Below are 17,345 nucleotides of genomic sequence, written 5' to 3' on the forward strand. Positions count from 1 at the left end.
CCCCCGGGAGCAGAGCGCAGTGCGGCATAATTCCCCGGAGGCGATGCCGCGCATCTGTCCGGGCTACCGGACCGCAGACGGCGGTGAGCCCGTAGCCCCGCTAAGCGCAGCGCGAGCGGGGGGACATCACAATACTTTAAACCCGTGCGTGCCATCCCGCTTCAGCTGTTCAACCAGGCCGAACTCCCAGGACCTGTAGCCCGGGCAGGCGCTTGCGCCGCCCCCGGGAGCAGAGCGCAGTGCGTCATAATTCCCCGGAGGCGATGCTGCGCATCTGTCCGGGCTACGGTATGGCAGACGGCGGTGGACCTGTAGCCCGGGCAGGCGCTTGCGCCACCCCCGGGAGCAGAGCGCAGTGCGGCATAATTCCCCGGAGGCGATGCCGCGCATCAGTCCGGGCGACGGTATGGCAGACGGCGGTGAGCCCGTAGCCCCGCTAAGCGCAGCGCGAGCGGGGGGACATCACAATACTTTAAACCCGTGCGTGCCATCGCGCTTCAGCTGTTCAACCAGGCCGAACTCCCAGTCGAGGTAGGCCTGCATTGCCGCGGGTGAGTTATCGGTACCTTCATACGGGCGCTGATAGCGATCGCTGCGCGGCGTCGCCAGATGCGTCTCGCCATGCTCCAGCGCCAGCCCGGCGTCAATCCACGCCAGCGTGCCGCCGCTCAGCAGCTGCACCGGTTTACCGGTTAACGCCGCAACCTCAGGCACCGCGTAGCGGGCCAGCAGGCTGCTGCCGCAGGTGACAACGTAACGCTCGGCGGAAGGCAGCACCTCCAGCGCCTGGCGCAGCTGTGAACGCACCAGCCAGTAAGCGCCGGGAATATGCCGGGCGACGTAGTTGGCGCTGGTGGTAAAGTCCAGCACCACGGTTCCCGGCTCCCTCAGCTGTGCCGCCAGCTGCTGCGGGGCAATCTCCTCCACCTGCGGACCCGGCGGTACGCGGCCTGCGGGGGTACCGCGCTCGCTAAAATCTTCCGCGCGCGCATCGCGTAATACCGCCACTTCCCACCCCATCTGCGCCAGCCAGGACGCCGTTATCGGCGCGCGTATCTCGTCATCGGCAATCAGCACAATGCGCGCCCCGCGCACGCTGGCGAAATGGTCGGTTTCCTGCACCAGCTGCCCGCCGGGCGCGCTAACGCTCAGCGGCAGATGACCTGCGGCGTACTCCTCCGGGCTGCGGACGTCGAACAGGTAAGTGGTGCGGGCGGGCTGCCGCAGCCAGCGCTGAAGGGTTGGGCTGTCTATAAAGGCGACGCCGGCGCGCTCCGCCAGCTGCCTCACCGCCGCCGCGCGTTCGGCTGGGGCGCGAAAATCGGCGTCATAACGCCGCTGCTGGCCGCGCTCAAGTTCAAACCCGGCTAAGGTCCAGCCGATGGTACCGTTGCGCAGCGCGTAGACCGGATTGGGCAAACCGGCATTGCGCAGCGACTGCGTGCCGATAATACTGCGCGTGCGCCCCGCGCAGTTGACGATCACCGTCGCCTGCGATGACGGAATCAGGCCCTCAATGCGCAGCGCCAGCTCCCCGCCGGGCACGCTGATGCTGCCGGGAATATTCATGGTGTGATACTCATCGAAACGGCGCGCGTCGACGACAACCACCTCCTGTTGACCATCGAGCAGCGCCTGCACTTCCCCGGCGCTCAGCGAGGGGGTATGCCGCTCGCTCTCCACCAGCTCGCCGAACGCTTTGCTCGGCGAATTCACATCCTGGAACAGCTCTCCGCCGCTGCGCTGCCACCCCGGCAGGCCGCCTTCCAGCAGGGCGACATCTTCGTAGCCCCAGCTCTGCAGGCGCTCGACGGCCCGCTCCGCCAGACCTTCGCCGCCGTCATAGACGGTAATCGGCGTCGTCAGGCGCGGCACGCGCCGAAAAATATCCAGCTCCAGCTTGCTGAGCGGCAGATTAGCGGCAAACAGCGGATGGCTGCGGGCAAAGTCGGCCTCTTCGCGAACGTCGATCAGCGCCAGCTCGGCGCCGTCCAGCAGCGCCTGGCGCAGCTGGGCGGCCGGGCGATAAGAACAGGTGGGCATATTAATTATCCTTTGAGAGATCCCAGATATTGGGTAAGTGGCGGTTGGAGTAGCCGGAGACAAAAGGTTTGACGAGGCCTTCCGGAGTATAAACCGCTCGCCTGACGCCGCCGATATTGCCGCCGTAAACGTGAATACTGATCGAGACGCTATCCGCGAGGGCGTTGCTCACCCGGTGAATATCGCCGTCGCGGGAAGAGACTTTTTCCACTTCGCCAGGGGAAAGGCGTTCAGCAACGCCGCTGAGCACCGGCTGGCCGCGCTCGTCCAGGCGGTAGCGCTGATTCTCCTCCGCGCCCCGCAGCATGCCGATGGCGCCCCACACCCGATGATCGTGAATCGGCGTCGATTGCCCCGGCCCCCAGACGAAGCTGACAATGGAAAAACGCTGTCCGGAATCGGCATGCAGCAGATACTGCTGATAGTGGTGGGGATGCGGCAGGGTGTACTCCTCCGGCAGCCAGTCATCTTTTTTCACCAGCGCGGCCAGGCGCAGGGCCACGGCGTCGAGCAGGAGCTGTTCATCGGCAAATTCGCGATGCAGGGCATCAAGGTCTTGAATAAACTGGCGTAATTTTTCCACTCGCGGTGCGGTCATGGTCGCTTCCTGTTGTCGGGACTGGTCTTTACGCTAGCAAAGGCGTTAATATAATTAAAATGCAATTTCCGCATATATTAATATGCAAAAATCACATTAAGGACGCTATGCGCATCGACGACATTGACGCACTGCTGGCCACCGTGCAGTTCTCCTCGCTTAACCAGGCCGCGGAATATCTCGGTATTACCCAATCGGCGATTACCCGTCGTCTGCAGCGTCTTGAGCAAACCCTCAACGTAACGCTGCTGGAGCGTCAGACCCGGCCGCTCACCCTGACCGTCGCCGGGCACCGGGTTTACGAGCAGTGCCTGAGCATCAAGCGGGAGACCAAAAAGCTGTACGGCCTGCTCGACCCCGAGGCCGAGCCGCACGGTATCCTGCGTCTCGGGGTCCCGCAGAGCGTGGCGGAAATTGCCCTGCAGCCGGCGCTGACCGCGCTGCGCCAGCAGTTTCCCGCCCTGCGACCGCAGGTGACCTGCGGCTGGAGCGGGCTGCTGCAAAAGCGCCTTGAAAGCGTCGAGCTGGACGGCGTGCTGGCGATGGGGCCGGAACAGCAACGCTTTGCTGAGGGCTACGGCGGGCGCCTGCTGTGCCCGCTGGATATTGTGGTGATTGCGGCTAAAAGCTGGCGTCTTCACGCCGGGGCGCTGCGCGACTGCGCGGAAAAAGGCTGGGTGCTCAATCCCGACGGCTGCGGACTGCGGGCCGGGCTGATCCGCGAGCTGCAGTCCCAGGGGCTGCGTCTGGCGCTGAATGTCGAGACCGCGGGCGCCCAGCTGCAAATCAGCCTCGTGGCGCAGGGGCTGGGGCTTGGCCTGGTGCCGCGCGCCGCGCTGGCCGCCAGCCCGTGGCGCGACGAGGTGACGGTATTGACGCTGGCGGATTTCCAGCCCGAGGTGCATCTGTGGCTGGTTCACGCGCAGAATCTGGCTAATCTGAGCCAGCCGCTGACTTTTTTCGCCGGCAAAGTCGTTCAGCAGCTAAACGTATCTGGCTGAAACGTATATATAATTTTTATAAATGCTTATCTCGCATATTAAGATATGATAAAAATGCATTTTGTTCATTAAGAGCCCGTGTATAGGGTAATGAAAACGCGCCGCCGCGGCGGCCCACTCATTATCCTGCTACAAGGAGTTCTGCATGAGCATTCAATTTCTCGGCATGATCGGCCACCGCCTGTCGTCGGAAACCATCGCCCCGGTCGGCCCGATTTTTGACCGCGATTACATCGTGCGTTTCGCGCAAACCCACGAGGCCGCCGGGTTTGACCGCCTGCTGGTGGGCCACTGGTCCGATCAACCCGACGGATTCCTGGTGACCGCGCTGGCGGGTCTGTCGACGCAAAAGATCGGCTTCCTGTTGGCTCATCGTCCCGGTTTTGTCTCGCCGACCCTCGCCGCGCGTAAGTTCGCTACCCTTGAACACCTGCTGGGCGGCCGTCTGGCGGTACATATCATCAGCGGCGGCAATGACGCCGAGCAGCGCCGCGACGGTGATTACCTCGATCACGACCAGCGCTATGCGCGTACCGATGCCTTCCTTGAGACCGTCCGCAAGGTGTGGACCGCCGAACAGCCGGTGGATATCGCCAATGACTTTTATCAGGCGGAACAGGCGTGGTCGGCCATTCGCCCGCTGCAAAAACCGCATATCCCTCTCTATTTCGGCGGTTCGTCGGAAGCGGCCATCGCCGTGGCCGGCAAGCACGCCAACGTCTTCGCCCTGTGGGGAGAGTCGCTGGCGCAAACCGCGGAAACCATCCAGCGCGTGCGGGCCGAGGCGGCGAAACATCAGCGCGAAATCGACTTCAGCGTCTCGTTCCGGCCGATTATCGCCGCGACCGAAGCCGAGGCTTGGGAGAAAGCCGAGCATATCCTGCACGTCGCCACCGAGCGGGCGGCGCAGAGCGGAGGCGGTTTCAAAGCCAAGCCCGACAGCGTCGGGGCGCAGCGTCTGCGGGCGACGGCGGCGCAGGGCAAGGTGGTGGATAAACGCCTGTGGACCGGGATCGCGCAGCTGGTAGGCGGCGGCCACAACTCCACCGCGCTGGTGGGCACCCCGGAACAGGTCGCCGACGCGCTGCTCGATTACTACGACCTCGGCGTGCGCAACTTCCTGATCCGCGGGTTCGATCCGCTCAACGATGCTCAGGAGTACGGTAAAGCGCTGCTGCCGATCGCCCGCGAAAAAGCCGCCCTGCGCGCCGTGGCGGAGCGCGCCTCGTGATCGGTCAGACAAGCGATGACTGGGCGCGGCGGTTGAGGGAGGTTCGCCAGCTGATGGCGGAGCAGGCGGCCAGTCTCGACGCCAGCGGCGACTTTCCCCGCGACAATATCGACCGTCTGCGCCAGCGCGGTTTTTTAAGCCTCGCCGTGCCGCAGCAGTACGGCGGGGCAGGTGCCGGCTTAGCCGAGCTTCAGCAGGCCATTGCGGCCATCGCCTGGGGCGAACCGGCGACGGCGCTGATCGTCTGCATGCAGTACCTGCACCATCTGCGGCTGGCGGAAAACGAGAACTGGTCCGAGCCGCTGCGCCAGCGGGTTTTTCACGATGCCGTCGAGCGGGGAGGCTTGATCAACAGCCTGCGCGTGGAGCCGGAACTGGGCTCCCCGGCGCGCGGCGGCCTGCCGCAAACCGTGGCGACCCGCCGCGCGGAAGGGTGGCAGATTAACGGCCATAAAATCTATACCACCGGTATTGAGGGGCTGAGCTGGCTGGCCATCTGGGGCCGCAGCGACGACGCTCCGCCGCTGGTCGGCACCTGGCTGGTGCCCCGCGACAGTGAGGGCATTACCGTGGTGAACAGCTGGGATCACGCCGGAATGCGGGCAACCGGCAGCCACGAAGTGGTGCTGAACAACGTCCGGGTGGCCGCAGAGCACGCGGTGGACGTGTGGCCTGCCGATGCGCCTCCCGTGCCGGATGCGGAACAGTTTCGTCTGTTTGCCAACCGCCATACGGCGCTGCTGGCGGCGATTTACGACAGCATCGCGCGGGCGGCCCGCGACTGGCTGGTAACGTGGCTGGGTACGCGTATTCCGGGCAGCCTTGGGCAACCCCTTTCCAGCCTGCCGCGGGTGCAGGAAAAAGTCGGCCAGATTGACGGCTGGCTACTGGTCAATCGCACTCTGCTGGAAAAGGCCGCGCAGCTGGGCTTTTCCGCCATTGAGGCGAATCTCGCGAAAGTCACGATTACCGACAACGCCATTCAGGCGGTGAACCTGGCGCTGGAGCTGACCGGCAACCATGGCCTGAGTCGGCAAAATCCTCTGGAACGCCACTATCGCAACGTGCTGTGCGGGCGGGTACATACCCCGCAGAGCGACAGCGCGTGGCTGGCGGCCGGCAAACACGCTTTTCAAAAATAAGGATAATTCATATGCGCAGACTTAATGTTACCGGTTTAGCCGGGGTGGTTATGCTGCTGGCCCTGAGCGGCTATGCGGCGGCTCAGGAGCGAATCACCCTGCGAATCGCCGATCAAAAAGGCGGCATGCGTTCGCAGCTGGAGGCAGCCAACGCCCTGCAGGATCTCCCTTACGAGATTAAATGGGCCGAGTTTCCGGCCGCCGCGCCGCTGGCGGAAGCGCTTAACGCCGGGGCGGTGGATGCGGGAATTATCGGCGATGCGCCGCTGCTGTTCGCGCTGGCTAACGGCGCGCCGGTTAAAGCCATCGCCGTCGATAAAAGCAACCCGGCCGGCACCGCGGTGCTGGTCTCGCCCGGCAGCGCGTTGAAAAGCGCCGCGGATTTAAAAGGCAAACGCATCGCTACCGGTAAAGGGTCGATTGGCCACTTTGTGGCGCTGAAAGCGCTGGAGCAGGCGGGAATTTCGCCGAAAGAGGTGCAGTGGGTGTTTCTCGGTCCGGTGGACGCCAAAGTGGCGCTGCTCAACGGTTCGGTGGACGCCTGGGCGACCTGGGAGCCCTATACCACGCAGCTGGTGAAGACCGCCGAGGGACAGATTCTGGTCAGCGGCAAAGGGCTGCTGCCGGGTAACACTTTCCTGGCGGCAACCGATGATGCCCTTAAGGATCCGCAGAAGCGCGCGGCGCTGCAGGATTACCTAAATCGCCTGGCCGGCGCCGAGCGCTGGGCCTACGCCAATCTCGATAGCTACGGTAAAACGCTGGGGGAAATTATTCGTTTCCCGGCGGATATCGCCCGCGCGCAGTTTGCCAATCGCCAGTCGCAGTGGCTGCGTCTGGACGCGAAGACGCTCGCTCAGCAGCAGTCGACGGCGGACTTTTACCTCGCCAACGGGCTGATCCGCGCAAAGCTGGACGTGACGCCGACGTTTGATAACGGCTTTAGCGTGCCTGCCGCGCAGGCCCATGCGGAGGTGTCGCCATGATGACATCTCGCCGTCGTTTCTTACGCTTGACCGGCAGCCTTGCGCTGGCCGGGGCCTCTCTGCCCCTTTGGGCTCACGATATGGCGGCCATGGCGAGCGGTGAGGAACACCCGGCCCTGCGCCTGGCGCAGCCGTACAAAATCAAGCTGGCGATTAACAAAAGCGCGGTGTGCCTGGCGCCGGTTGCCGTCGCGGAGCAGCAGAAGATCTTCAGTAAATACAATCTCGACGTGGAGTTCGTTAACTTCGGCAACTCGACGGACGTGCTGCTGGAGGCGATTGCCACCGGCAAGGCCGACGCCGGCGTCGGGATGGCGCTGCGCTGGCTGAAGGCGCTGGAGCAGGGCTTCGACGTGAAGCTCACCGCCGGAACCCACGGCGGCTGCCTGAACCTGCTGACGGCGAAAAACTCGCCGTTCGGCGGCCTGGAGAGCCTGAAGGGGCAAACCATCGGCGTCACCGATATGGCCGGGCCGGATAAAAACTTCTTCGCCATCTTGCTTAAGCGCCACGGCATCGATCCGATAAGCGATGTGCAGTGGAAAGTCTATCCGGCAGATTTACTCAGCGTGGCGCTGGATAAACGCGAAATTGCCGCCATCAGCGGCAGCGAACCCTTCAGCTATCGTCTGCTGGACACCGGTAAATATCAGCTTATCGCCAGCAATATGACCGGCGATTACGCTAACCTGAGCTGCTGCGTACTGGGGGTCAGCGGTAGCCTGGCGCGCGATCATAAACCGGCCGCCGCCGCGCTCACCCAGGCGATTCTTGAGGCGCACAGCTATGCCGCCGCGCATCCGGAGAGCGTGGCGCAATCCTTCCTCGCCCATGCGCTGAATACCAATGAGGCGGAGGTCAGCGGAATTCTCCACGGCCAGGGGCACGGCCATCATGCGGTGGGCGAGGCGTTTGTCAAAGAGCTGACCCAGTACGCCGTGGATCTTCAGCGGGTGCAGGTCATTAAACCGGGAACCGATCCCCATCAGTTTGCGGAGAGCATTTATGTCAACGTTTTCGCCTGAACGGGTGCTGACGCGCCCGGTAAGCGGCAGGCCGCTGTGGAAGGAAGGCTGGCTTGCCGCCGCGCTATGGCTGCTGGGCGGCCTGTTTACCCTGGCCTGGCCCGATGCCGGGCGGCGCTGGCCGTTTAGCGAAGGGTGGGCGCTGGCGCAGTTCACCCTTGGCGGCGGACTGTTGCTGCTGGCGCTGAGCTACCGCTACTGGCGGCAGCGGGGGACTCGCCTGCAGCATGCCGGAAAGTGGCTGGCGCTGCTGCCGCTGCTTTTTGCGCTGTGGGAGGGACTGACGGCCAAGACGGCGTTTTTGCCGGTGCCGTTTTTCGCGCCGCCGCAGGCGCTGATTGAGGTGCTGCACGATGACTGGCCGCGCCTGCTTGATAGCCTTCTGCATTCGCTGGGGCTGCTCGGGCTCGGGGTGCTGCTGGGCACCAGCTGCGGTTTTATCAGCGGGCTGGCGATCGGCTGGTCCCAGCGGATCGGCTACTGGGTGCATCCGGTGTTGCGTCTGCTGGGGCCGGTGCCGTCCACCGCGCTGCTGCCGCTGTGCCTGTTTATCTTCCCCTCCAGCTTCGGCGCCAGCGTGTTTCTGATCGCGCTCAGCACCTGGTTCCCGGTGACCGTGCTGACCTGGTCCGGGGTTATCGGCATCGATAAGGCGTGGTATGACGTGGCGCGAACCCTGGGCGCCAGCCAGCGTTTCCTGATCCTGCGCGTGGCGATCCCCGCCGCGTTGCCGAACGTTTTTGTCGGCCTGTTTATGGGGCTTGGCGCATCGTTTTCAGTGCTGATCGTCGCCGAAATGGTCGGCGTGAAATCCGGTATCGGTTTTTATCTCCAGTGGGCGCAGGGCTGGGCGGCCTATCCCAATATGTACGCGGCGCTGCTGGTGATGGCGCTGCTCTGCTCCGGCCTGATTAGCGGGCTGTTTATGGTGCGAGACCGGCTGCTGAGCTGGCAGCGGGGAGGGATGCAATGGTAACCGCGAACGCCACTTCTCAGGCGGCATCGACCGGCGCGGCGGTGTCGATAAGCCATCTGCATCACGCTTTTAGCCTTGGCAAACAGACGGTGCCGGTGCTGGAGAATATCAGCCTGCAGCTGCGGCCCGGAGAGAGCGTCGCGCTGCTCGGTCCTTCGGGCTGCGGTAAATCCACTCTGCTGCGGCTGCTGGCGGGACTGGAGCCGCAGCAGGCCGGGCAAATTCAGATTGATGAGGCGGCGATGGGCGGACCGGGGCCCGAAAGGATACTGGTGTTTCAGGATCCGACCCTTTATCCGTGGCTGACGGTGCGGCAAAACGTGCTGCTGGGACCGCAGGCGCAGGGGAAAAAGGGGCTTGAGCCAAAGGCCGATGCGCTGATTTCGCGAATGGGGCTGCAGGCGTTTAGCGAAGCGTGGCCGCGCCAGCTTTCCGGCGGGATGGCGCAGCGTGCGGCGCTGGCCCGGGCGCTGCTGAATGAGCCGCGTCTGCTGCTGCTCGACGAGCCGCTGGGCAAGCTGGATTCCCTTACCCGCATCAGCATGCAGCGGGAGCTGATCGCCCTGTGGCAGCAGCAGGGCTATACCAGCCTGCTGGTTACCCACGATATCGAAGAGGCGCTGCTGCTGTGCGATCGGGTGTTAATCATGTCGCCGCGACCGGGGCGGATTATCGCCGAGTTTGCGCTTCCGCTGACGTATCCCCGCCATCGCGACAATCCGCTGCTGCTGCAGCATCGGCAGGATATTTTGCGCATTCTTGGCCAGGGGGAGGACTGGTAAGGCAAGGCGTTATCCGGGGCGTGCTGATTCTGACCGTTCGGCGGGGATTCCCGGGGGCGGGGCGGTAGGGCCGCTCCTTACCCGGGCTACAGTGTGCTAGCCCGGATAAGGCGCCGCGCGCCGCGATCCGGGACAGGGATGAGGCTTAAAAATCCATCTTCACCGTAAACTGTACTTCCCGCGGATCGCCGATCTGGTTGCCGAGGTTATTGGTGCCGATGGAGGAGGTGTAATAGGTCTTATCGAACAGGTTCTTCACGTTAACCTGCAGGGTCACCGGATATTGCAGCTTCATCTTATAGGCCGCAAACACATCCGCCACCGCATAGCCCTGCAGATAATAATCCGCGCCGTTGGTGCCGGAACGTTTGCTCACCGCGCGACCGCCGCCGCCCACCGTCAGCGTATTGCTGTCGTAGACATTGTGAATGTCGTAGCTCAGGAACAGCGAACCGGTGTGTTTCGGCACGTTCGGCAGCGGTTTGCCTTTGTAATCCGGATCGTCGGTGACCTTCGCATCGGTATAGCCGTAGCTGGCGATAACGCTCAGGTTATCGGTCAGCGACCCGGCCACGTCCACTTCGACGCCGCGGGAGCGCACTTTACCGGCGGTTTTTGCCACCGTCTCATCGCCCACGGATTCCGTGTAGAGGACGTTGCGCTTATCAATATCAAACAGCGCGATATTGGCGGTGACGCCGTTGAACAGATCGAACTTCGCGCCCAGCTCGTAAGACGTCGACTCTTCCGGCGGCAGATTGCCAATATAGCTGGCGATAGAGGACTGCGGCATAAACGACTGCGCCACGTTACCGAACAGCGAGACGGACGGCGTCAGCTTATACACCAGGCCCGCTTTCGGCGTCCATTTCTGGTCGCTGCTGTCGGTATTGACGTTAAACGGGCGGCCCTTACCGGCGTACTGGGTGTAATACTGATAGCGCACCCCGGCGACGGCAATCCACTTATCGGTAAGATAGAGCGCGTCCTGGAGGTAGCCCGCGTAGCTCTCCTGCTGAATACGCTGGTCGCTGTCGGATGCCGAAACGCTGGAGCATTTGCCAACAGTGCCGTAGACCGGATTATAGATATTGAAACCCTTGACGTTCTTACAGCGGATCATATCGGTGCGCAGCAGATCGTAATTCTCGTAGGCCAGGCCGGTGAGGATCTCGTTGTAGAAACCGCCAATGACCACGTTGCCCTGTAAATCCGCCCGCGTAGTGTGCATTTTCTGGGTGGAACCGTGGGTGGCATCGACGCGGCGGGTCAGGTTGCCGGTCGCCGAGTCGTAGGCCATTACCCTGGCCTGATCGTCGTTGTAATGATCCTGGCTGTAGCTGTAGTCGAAGCGGGCGGTCCAGGCGTCGCTGAGACGGTATTCGGCATTCAGCTGCGCGAGATCGGAATAACCGTCGGTAATATTAAACGGTTCATCAAAACGCGTTTTGCGATCGACGTTCACCGCATGGCCGGTATTCAGATCGAAGATGGTGCCGCGATCGAATGGGGCACTGTAGTCACGGTGCGAATATGAGACGTTCACCGTCGCCCGCTCGCCGAACCAGGTCAGGGAGGGGTTAATAAAGCTGCTCTTCTCTTTGCCGAAATTACGCCAGTAATCTTCATGCTGATACTCGCCAATTACCCGATACGCCAGCTGAGTCCCGTCGATGGGGCCGGTGACGTCAAACTGGCCGGTACCGCCGCCAAAGCTGGTGGAGGTGGCGGAGACGGAGCCGCCGAAGCTGCGCTCCGGGCGTTTGGTCACCACGTTGATTAATCCGCCGGGGTCGAGAATACCGTACAGCGTTGAGGCCGGGCCTTTGAGCACTTCGACGCGTTCGGTGGCGGCGGTGAAGCTGCGCGGCAGCACGGTGCGCAGGCCGTTGGTCATGATTGAACCATCGCGGTTAGCGCCGAAGCCGCGGCGGGTGAAGGCATCCTGGGTCCCGCCGAGGGTATTGGTTTGTACCACGTTGGCGACGTTATACAGCGCTTCATCGAGGTTCGTCGCATGCTGATCCTCGAGCACCTGCTCGCTGACGGTATTGACCACCTGCGGAATATCCAGCATCGGCATAGTAGTCAGCGTGGCGGTCGAGGTATTGACCGGCTGATATCCCTGGGTGGCGCGTTGCCGAGTGCCGTCGGCCACGACCGTTATGGTCTCGTCAGCGGTTTTCTTTGTTTTATCGGCGCTATTAACCGCTGCCAATAATCCCGGTGAGGTGAAAAAAATCAGTGAAAAAAGCGCACGCCCTTTTAATGCCGAATAAGGGACATTGAGTGGAATCATTTTTGTGTCTCGTGAACGAACCTCGCCTTTGCGGAGAGGTAAAGCCAATAAAATCATTGCCCTGAAAAATAAACCTGGCCGTTTTTTACGCCGCAACGCGCGCCAGATATGTAATTGAGAATCATTCAATCATGAAGGCATGTAGTAGTAAACGTTATGTAAGATAAAAAACTGACGAAACAAATAATCAATCAATTAGCGAGGGAGGGGCTGGGCGAAAAAGTAATATCTTATTGTTTTAATTGATGATTAAAGTCTTTTTATGTTGTGAGGGTTTTGGTAGTAAACCCGCGCGGCCGGCGCCGTCATAGGGTATTGACTACTACATTCATCCACCGCATGATCAAAAGAGAATGAGATTTATTTTTGTTTGAGTGCGGAACGAGCGGGCCTGGCGCCACGCCGTTGCGGCGCGGGAGCGAGTTATGCCACAGCGGGTGTTGCCTGCAGAGCAGGGGATCGTCCTTGATTCCCTGTCGGCCGGATATGGCCAGACGCTAATTGTCGACAATATTCATCTGACCATCCCCCACGGGAAAATGACGGTACTGGCCGGCGCCAACGGCTCGGGGAAATCGACGCTGCTGTCGACTATCGCCCGGATGCTCAAGCCGCTGGGGGGCTGCGTACGCCTGGACGGCGAGGTGATTCACCAGATGCCGACCCGGGAGGTTTCCCGTCGCCTGGGCATTCTGCCGCAATCGCCGCTGACCCCGGAAGGGCTGACGGTTTTTGAACTGGTTTCGCGCGGGCGTTACCCCTGGCAGGGGCTGATGCGACAATGGTCCGAGGCCGATGAACGGGCGGTAGAAGAGGCGCTGCGGCTCACCGGTACCGCAGAGTTTGCCCACCTGGCGGTTGATAGCCTCTCCGGCGGCCAGCGCCAGCGCTGCTGGATCGCGATGGCTCTCGCCCAGCAAACGGCGACGATTCTGCTGGATGAGCCCACCACCTGGCTCGATCTGCGCTATCAGGTCGACATCCTTGAACTGCTGCAAACCTTAACCCGCGATCACGGCCGCACGGTGGTCACCGTCCTGCACGACCTGAACTTCGCGGTGAACTACGCCGACCTGCTGGTGTTTCTTAAAAAAGGCGCGATCGCCGGGGTGATTAATGAACAGGAAATCTGCACGCCGGAGCTGATCAAAACCGTCTTTGACGTGGACGTGCAGATGTCGCTCAACCCGCAGACCGGTAAGCCCTTTTTTATGCCGTTCCGCGCCCGTGAGGAGAAGGCATTATGAGCGCCTCCGCGCTGCTGCTGCCGCGCCGACAATCCCGCCCCCGGCTGGCGCTGGTACTGCTGAGCCTGCTGCTGCTGGGCGGCTCGCTGGTGCATCTCGGACTTGGCGCGCGCTGGATTGCGCCGCAAACGGTGCTGCAGGCGCTGCTCCATTACGATCCGCGCAATTTTGACCACCGAATTATTGTCGATTTACGCCTGGTACGTCTCGCGGCGGCGCTGCTCACCGGCGCGGCGCTCGGCGTGGCGGGGCTGCTGCTGCAAACCGTGATCCGCAACCCGCTGGGCGAGCCGCATATTCTCGGCCTTAACGCCGGCGCTTCGCTGGCGGTAGTGGCGACATCGGCGCTGGGAATCAGCCTCGGCGGCGTGGCGTTAGCCAGACCGCTCACCGCCGCCTGCGGCGCGGCGCTGCTGTTTGGCGGCGTGATGCTGCTGTCGTCGTCCGGGCGGGGCGGCGTTACGCCGCTGCGCATTACCCTGTGCGGGGTGGCGCTGTCGGCCTTTGCCTCGGCTGTCACCGCGGCGATTCTGATCCTCGATGAACAAACGTTGCTGGCGATGCGCACCTGGCTGGCGGGCGATCTTGCCGGGCTGAACTGGCAAACGCTGCGCGCTGCGCTGCTCCCGGCGCTGGCGGGAGTGACGATCGCGCTGGTCATCGCGCCGCGTCTTAACGTGCTGGCGCTGGGCGATAAGGTCGCGCTGGGGCTGGGGGTAAAGATTGTTCAGACCCGCCTGCTGGGGCTGACCGCCATTGCGCTATTGTGCGGCTCGGCGGTGGCGGTGGCCGGGCCGATCGGCTTTGTCGGGCTGGTGGTCCCCCACGCGGTGCGCCGGCTGATTAGCGAAGATATTCGCCTGGCGCTACCGCTGGCCGCTCCGGTTGGCGCTCTGGTGCTACTGCTGGCGGATATCGCCGCTCGTACCCTGGTTGCGCCCCAGGAGCTGGCAACCGGCGCGATGACCGCGCTGGTGGGGGCGCCGGTATTTATTTTTATCGCCGCGAGGTTTTTTAAATGAAAAGCGCCGTCCGTCGCGCCGGCTTTCGGCCGCTGACCTGCGGCCGCTGGCACATTCTGCTGCGCCCTGCGGCGGTAAAAATCGCCGCTGTCGCGCTGCTCGTCATCCTGCTGCTGGCGCTGTTTGGCCTGACCCGCGGCAGCTTCCCGATGCCCTCCGGTACCCTGTTCCGTGCGCTGCTGGGGGCGGACATCGTGGACGAACAGCAGCGATTTATCCTCTTTGATATCCGCCTGCCGCGGCTGTTTATGGCGCTGCTGTGCGGGGCGATGCTCGGTCTGGCCGGCGCGGCGATGCAGAGCATTACCCGCAACGGTCTGGCGGATCCCGGGCTTATCGGGGTGAAGGAGGGGGCCAGTATTGTCGTTCTGGCGCTGGTGCTGTTCTTCCCGGCGGTGGGCCTGGTCTGGCGGCCGCTGGCGGGAATGCTCGGCGGCGTGCTGGTGGCGCTGCTGGTTCTGGCGCTGGCCCGCGACTGTTCGCGCCCGCGCTTTATTCTCATCGGCATCGGCGTGTCGTGGACGCTGGCGGCTGCGGTGGGCATTTTTATGACCACCGCCGACGTGCGCGATGTTCAAACGGCGATGATCTGGCTGGCGGGCAGCCTGCACGCGGCGACCTGGCCGCTGTTGGCCGTCGCCTTCTGCTGGGCGCTGCCCGGGGCGCTGATCCTTTTTTTGACCGCCAGGGCCGCCGATGCGGCGCTGCTCGGCGACCGCACTGCCATTGGTCTCGGCGTACGCCTGCAGCAGCTAACCCTGCTGCGCTTTTTCGCGCCGGTGCTGCTGACCTCCGCCAGCGTCTCCTGCGTCGGAAGCCTCGGCTTCGTTGGCCTGATGGCGCCGCATATGGCGCGGTTTCTGCTGCGCGGCGGCCAGGTGGCGCTGCTCTGCGGCAGCGCGTTGGTTGGCGCGCTGCTGGTGTTAGCCACCGATACAATTGGCCGACTGGCTTTCGCGCCGCTGCAGATCCCAGCAGGGATCGTGATTGCGCTGGTCGGCTGTCCGTTTTTTATCGTTCTGCTCTGGCGTCGCCGTGACGCCCTGTAAATCAAAAAGGATCGCTATGCGTTGGTTCGTTTCTCTGCTGGTGCTGTTGGCGGGCGTCGCCTCGGCCGCCGATACGCAAACCTTCACCGATGATTTGGGTCGTACGGTGACCGTTCCGCTGCACCCGCAGCGCATTGTGTCGCTGCACGATCTGGATATCACCATCCCGCTGATCGAGCTTGGCGTCCCGCCGGTGGCCAGCCACGGGAGGACGCGTCCGGACGGCAGCCACTTTTTACGCGCCAGCGCACAGCTGACCGGCGTTGATTTCGATAACAGCGCGATTCGGTTTATCGGCACGGCGGATATCGATCTCGAAGCGGTGGCCGCCGCGAAACCGGACCTGATTATTACCGAGCCCAGCCGCCACGTTTCGGTGGAGCAGCTGGAGAAGATTGCGCCAACGGTCAGCATCGACCACCTGCAGGGCAGCGCGCCGCGCATCTACCGCAAGCTGGCGCAGCTCACCGGTACCCAGCCGCGGCTCTTAATCCTCGAACGCCGCTATCAGGCGCAGATAGCCCAGCTAAAGGCGATGGTGGATACGCAAAACATCGTAGTCTCGGTGATTCAGGCCAACAACGGCAAGGTTACCGTGCATCACGCCTATCATGCGCTGGGACGCGTGCTGCGCGATGCCGGATTCCGCTTCCCGCCGCTGATTGACAACATCCCCGATGGCCAGCGTATTGACGTCAGCGCCGAGCAGCTGCCGGCGCTGGATGCTGATTTCGTATTTGCCACCTGGCGTTCCGATACCGGCGGCAGGCCCCAGGATGAGCTGCAGGCGATGGAGGGCGTGATGCCCGGCTGGTGCGACTTTATGCGCGCCTGCCGCACCGGGCGCTACATTCTGCTGCCGCGCGAGGAGGTTATCTCTAACTCCTACGCCTCGCTGTCGCTGATGGTCGCCCAGGTACAGTCGCACATTGCCGGTCGTCCTTTGCCCGAGGGGCTGAAATGAAAACGGTGGTAAAAAGAGAGAAGGGGCGGGTTGACCTGTTCGGCGAACGTTTTCGCGCCCGCGCGCATCAGCTGTCGCCGCGTCTGCTGGCGGTGGTGAGCTATATCAACGAAAACCGGGAAGCGGTGCTGGAGCGCACGGCCATGGAAATCGCCGCCGCGACCAATACCTCGGACGCCACGGTGGTGCGCGCCATCCAGGCGCTCGGCTTCGCCGGACTGCGGGAGCTGAAGCAGACCATGGAGCGCTGGTTCGGCCCGTCGGCGACCTCGTCGGAAAAAATGATCTCCACGGTGAGCGCCTTATCCAGCGACGTCAATTCGAGCATCGATTTCGTGCTGGAAGGGCATCAGCGGGCCTGCGAAGTGCTTGCGCGCCCCGACAACCGCGCCGCGGTGGCCCAGGCGGTGGCGCTGCTGACCGACGCGCGCCAGGTGGGGATTTTTGGGATCGGCGCCTCGGGCATTCTGGCGGAGTATACCGCCAGGCTGCTGAGCCGCATCGGCCTGCCTTCGTACGTAATGAACCGCACCGGGTTTAGCCTCGCCGAGCAGCTGATCGGCCTGCAGCGCGGCGACGTGCTGATTATGATGGGGCAGAAGTCGCCGCACCGGGAGGGGATGACGACCCTGCGCGAGGCCCGCCGTCTGGGGATCCCGACGATTTTACTCACCCAGGCGCTGGACTCCCGCTTTAGCCAGGAGGCGCAGGTGGTCATTGAGGTGCCGCGCGGCGGCGATAATGGGCGGGTGCCGCTGCACGGGACGGTGCTGGTTTGCCTGGAAATGATCGTGCTGTCGGTCGCCTCCACCGCGCCGCAAAAAACGGTGAAATCGATGAAGCGGATCAATGAATTGCATCGGGCCATCGGGAAATCCGGCGGTAAACGAAGCTAAACGGCAGATAATTTACCGTCGGGAAGGTTTCCGGTTGCATGCCATGCTGACAGTGTGTATTTTTATGCAAAATTAATGCATAAA

13 protein-coding genes and 2 pseudogenes are annotated in these 17,345 nt (G+C 62.8%); 12 read left to right on the forward strand and 3 right to left on the reverse strand.

Annotation, left to right across the window (positions count from 1 at the left end; genetic code table 11):
• Window positions 1-462: 462 nt before the first annotated feature.
• Complete coding sequence (locus ABLU67_RS14525) at window positions 463-2,043, reverse strand: rhodanese homology domain-containing protein (protein WP_348852354.1); 1,581 nt, start codon at window positions 2,041-2,043, stop codon at window positions 463-465.
• A gap of 1 nt (window position 2,044) precedes the next feature.
• Window positions 2,045-2,641, reverse strand: coding sequence for a cysteine dioxygenase (locus tag ABLU67_RS14530; protein ID WP_064375825.1), 597 nt, complete (start codon window positions 2,639-2,641; stop codon window positions 2,045-2,047).
• Window positions 2,642-2,748: 107 nt separating this feature from the next.
• Between ABLU67_RS14530 and ABLU67_RS14535 the strand changes: the two genes are divergently transcribed.
• The 7 genes and pseudogenes from ABLU67_RS14535 (at window position 2,749) to ABLU67_RS14565 (ending at window position 9,784) form a co-directional block, all read left to right on the forward strand.
• Window positions 2,749-3,642, forward strand: a complete 894-nt coding sequence (locus ABLU67_RS14535; RefSeq protein ID WP_348852355.1) for a LysR family transcriptional regulator — start codon at window positions 2,749-2,751, stop codon at window positions 3,640-3,642.
• A 145-nt stretch (window positions 3,643-3,787) separates the two neighbouring features.
• A pseudogene (locus ABLU67_RS14540) lies at window positions 3,788-4,892 on the forward strand (LLM class flavin-dependent oxidoreductase).
• A 34-nt stretch (window positions 4,893-4,926) separates the two neighbouring features.
• Window positions 4,927-6,015 (forward strand): acyl-CoA dehydrogenase family protein, encoded by a 1,089-nt coding sequence (locus ABLU67_RS14545; RefSeq protein WP_057174160.1) that lies wholly within the window; start codon window positions 4,927-4,929, stop codon window positions 6,013-6,015.
• Window positions 6,016-6,026: 11 nt separating this feature from the next.
• A complete protein-coding gene (locus tag ABLU67_RS14550; protein ID WP_064375824.1) occupies window positions 6,027-7,001 on the forward strand; it encodes an ABC transporter substrate-binding protein in 975 nt (324 codons plus the stop codon).
• Window positions 7,001-8,026, forward strand: a complete 1,026-nt coding sequence (locus ABLU67_RS14555) for an ABC transporter substrate-binding protein (protein ID WP_025108189.1) — start codon at window positions 7,001-7,003, stop codon at window positions 8,024-8,026. Before ABLU67_RS14550 ends, ABLU67_RS14555 begins: the two co-directional genes overlap by 1 nt.
• Window positions 8,007-9,002, forward strand: a complete 996-nt coding sequence (locus ABLU67_RS14560) for an ABC transporter permease subunit (RefSeq protein WP_049084301.1) — start codon at window positions 8,007-8,009, stop codon at window positions 9,000-9,002. The genes ABLU67_RS14555 and ABLU67_RS14560 overlap by 20 nt, the downstream gene beginning before the upstream one ends.
• The gene (locus ABLU67_RS14565; RefSeq protein ID WP_014838728.1) at window positions 8,996-9,784 is read left to right on the forward strand and encodes an ATP-binding cassette domain-containing protein; all 789 of its coding nucleotides are present in this window, start codon (window positions 8,996-8,998) and stop codon (window positions 9,782-9,784) included. The genes ABLU67_RS14560 and ABLU67_RS14565 overlap by 7 nt, the downstream gene beginning before the upstream one ends.
• A gap of 145 nt (window positions 9,785-9,929) precedes the next feature.
• Here ABLU67_RS14565 and ABLU67_RS14570 read toward each other — a convergent pair whose 3' ends face one another.
• Entirely contained in the window at window positions 9,930-12,083 is a 2,154-nt protein-coding gene (locus tag ABLU67_RS14570) for a TonB-dependent siderophore receptor (RefSeq protein ID WP_033837168.1), read from the reverse strand.
• Window positions 12,084-12,508: 425 nt separating this feature from the next.
• On the opposite strand from ABLU67_RS14570, the gene ABLU67_RS14575 reads away from it, so the two are divergent.
• The 5 genes and pseudogenes from ABLU67_RS14575 to ABLU67_RS14595 all read left to right on the forward strand — a co-directional run bounded on the left by ABLU67_RS14575 (window position 12,509) and on the right by ABLU67_RS14595 (window position 17,261).
• Window positions 12,509-13,330, forward strand: a complete 822-nt coding sequence (locus tag ABLU67_RS14575; protein ID WP_014229681.1) for an ABC transporter ATP-binding protein — start codon at window positions 12,509-12,511, stop codon at window positions 13,328-13,330.
• Entirely contained in the window at window positions 13,327-14,352 is a 1,026-nt protein-coding gene (locus ABLU67_RS14580; protein ID WP_025108187.1) for an iron ABC transporter permease, read from the forward strand. The genes ABLU67_RS14575 and ABLU67_RS14580 overlap by 4 nt, the downstream gene beginning before the upstream one ends.
• The gene (locus ABLU67_RS14585) at window positions 14,349-15,401 is read left to right on the forward strand and encodes an iron ABC transporter permease (RefSeq protein WP_057174156.1); all 1,053 of its coding nucleotides are present in this window, start codon (window positions 14,349-14,351) and stop codon (window positions 15,399-15,401) included. The genes ABLU67_RS14580 and ABLU67_RS14585 overlap by 4 nt, the downstream gene beginning before the upstream one ends.
• Window positions 15,395-16,365: pseudogene (locus ABLU67_RS14590) on the forward strand (iron-siderophore ABC transporter substrate-binding protein); the annotation flags it as partial. The gene ABLU67_RS14585 and the pseudogene ABLU67_RS14590, both read left to right, overlap by 7 nt.
• Window positions 16,362-17,261, forward strand: coding sequence for a MurR/RpiR family transcriptional regulator (locus ABLU67_RS14595; protein WP_014838722.1), 900 nt, complete (start codon window positions 16,362-16,364; stop codon window positions 17,259-17,261). The pseudogene ABLU67_RS14590 and the gene ABLU67_RS14595, both read left to right, overlap by 4 nt.
• Window positions 17,262-17,345: the final 84 nt, after the last annotated feature.

The organism is Klebsiella sp. GN_Kp190 (assembly GCF_040061795.1).
GTDB lineage: Bacteria > Pseudomonadota > Gammaproteobacteria > Enterobacterales > Enterobacteriaceae > Klebsiella > Klebsiella michiganensis.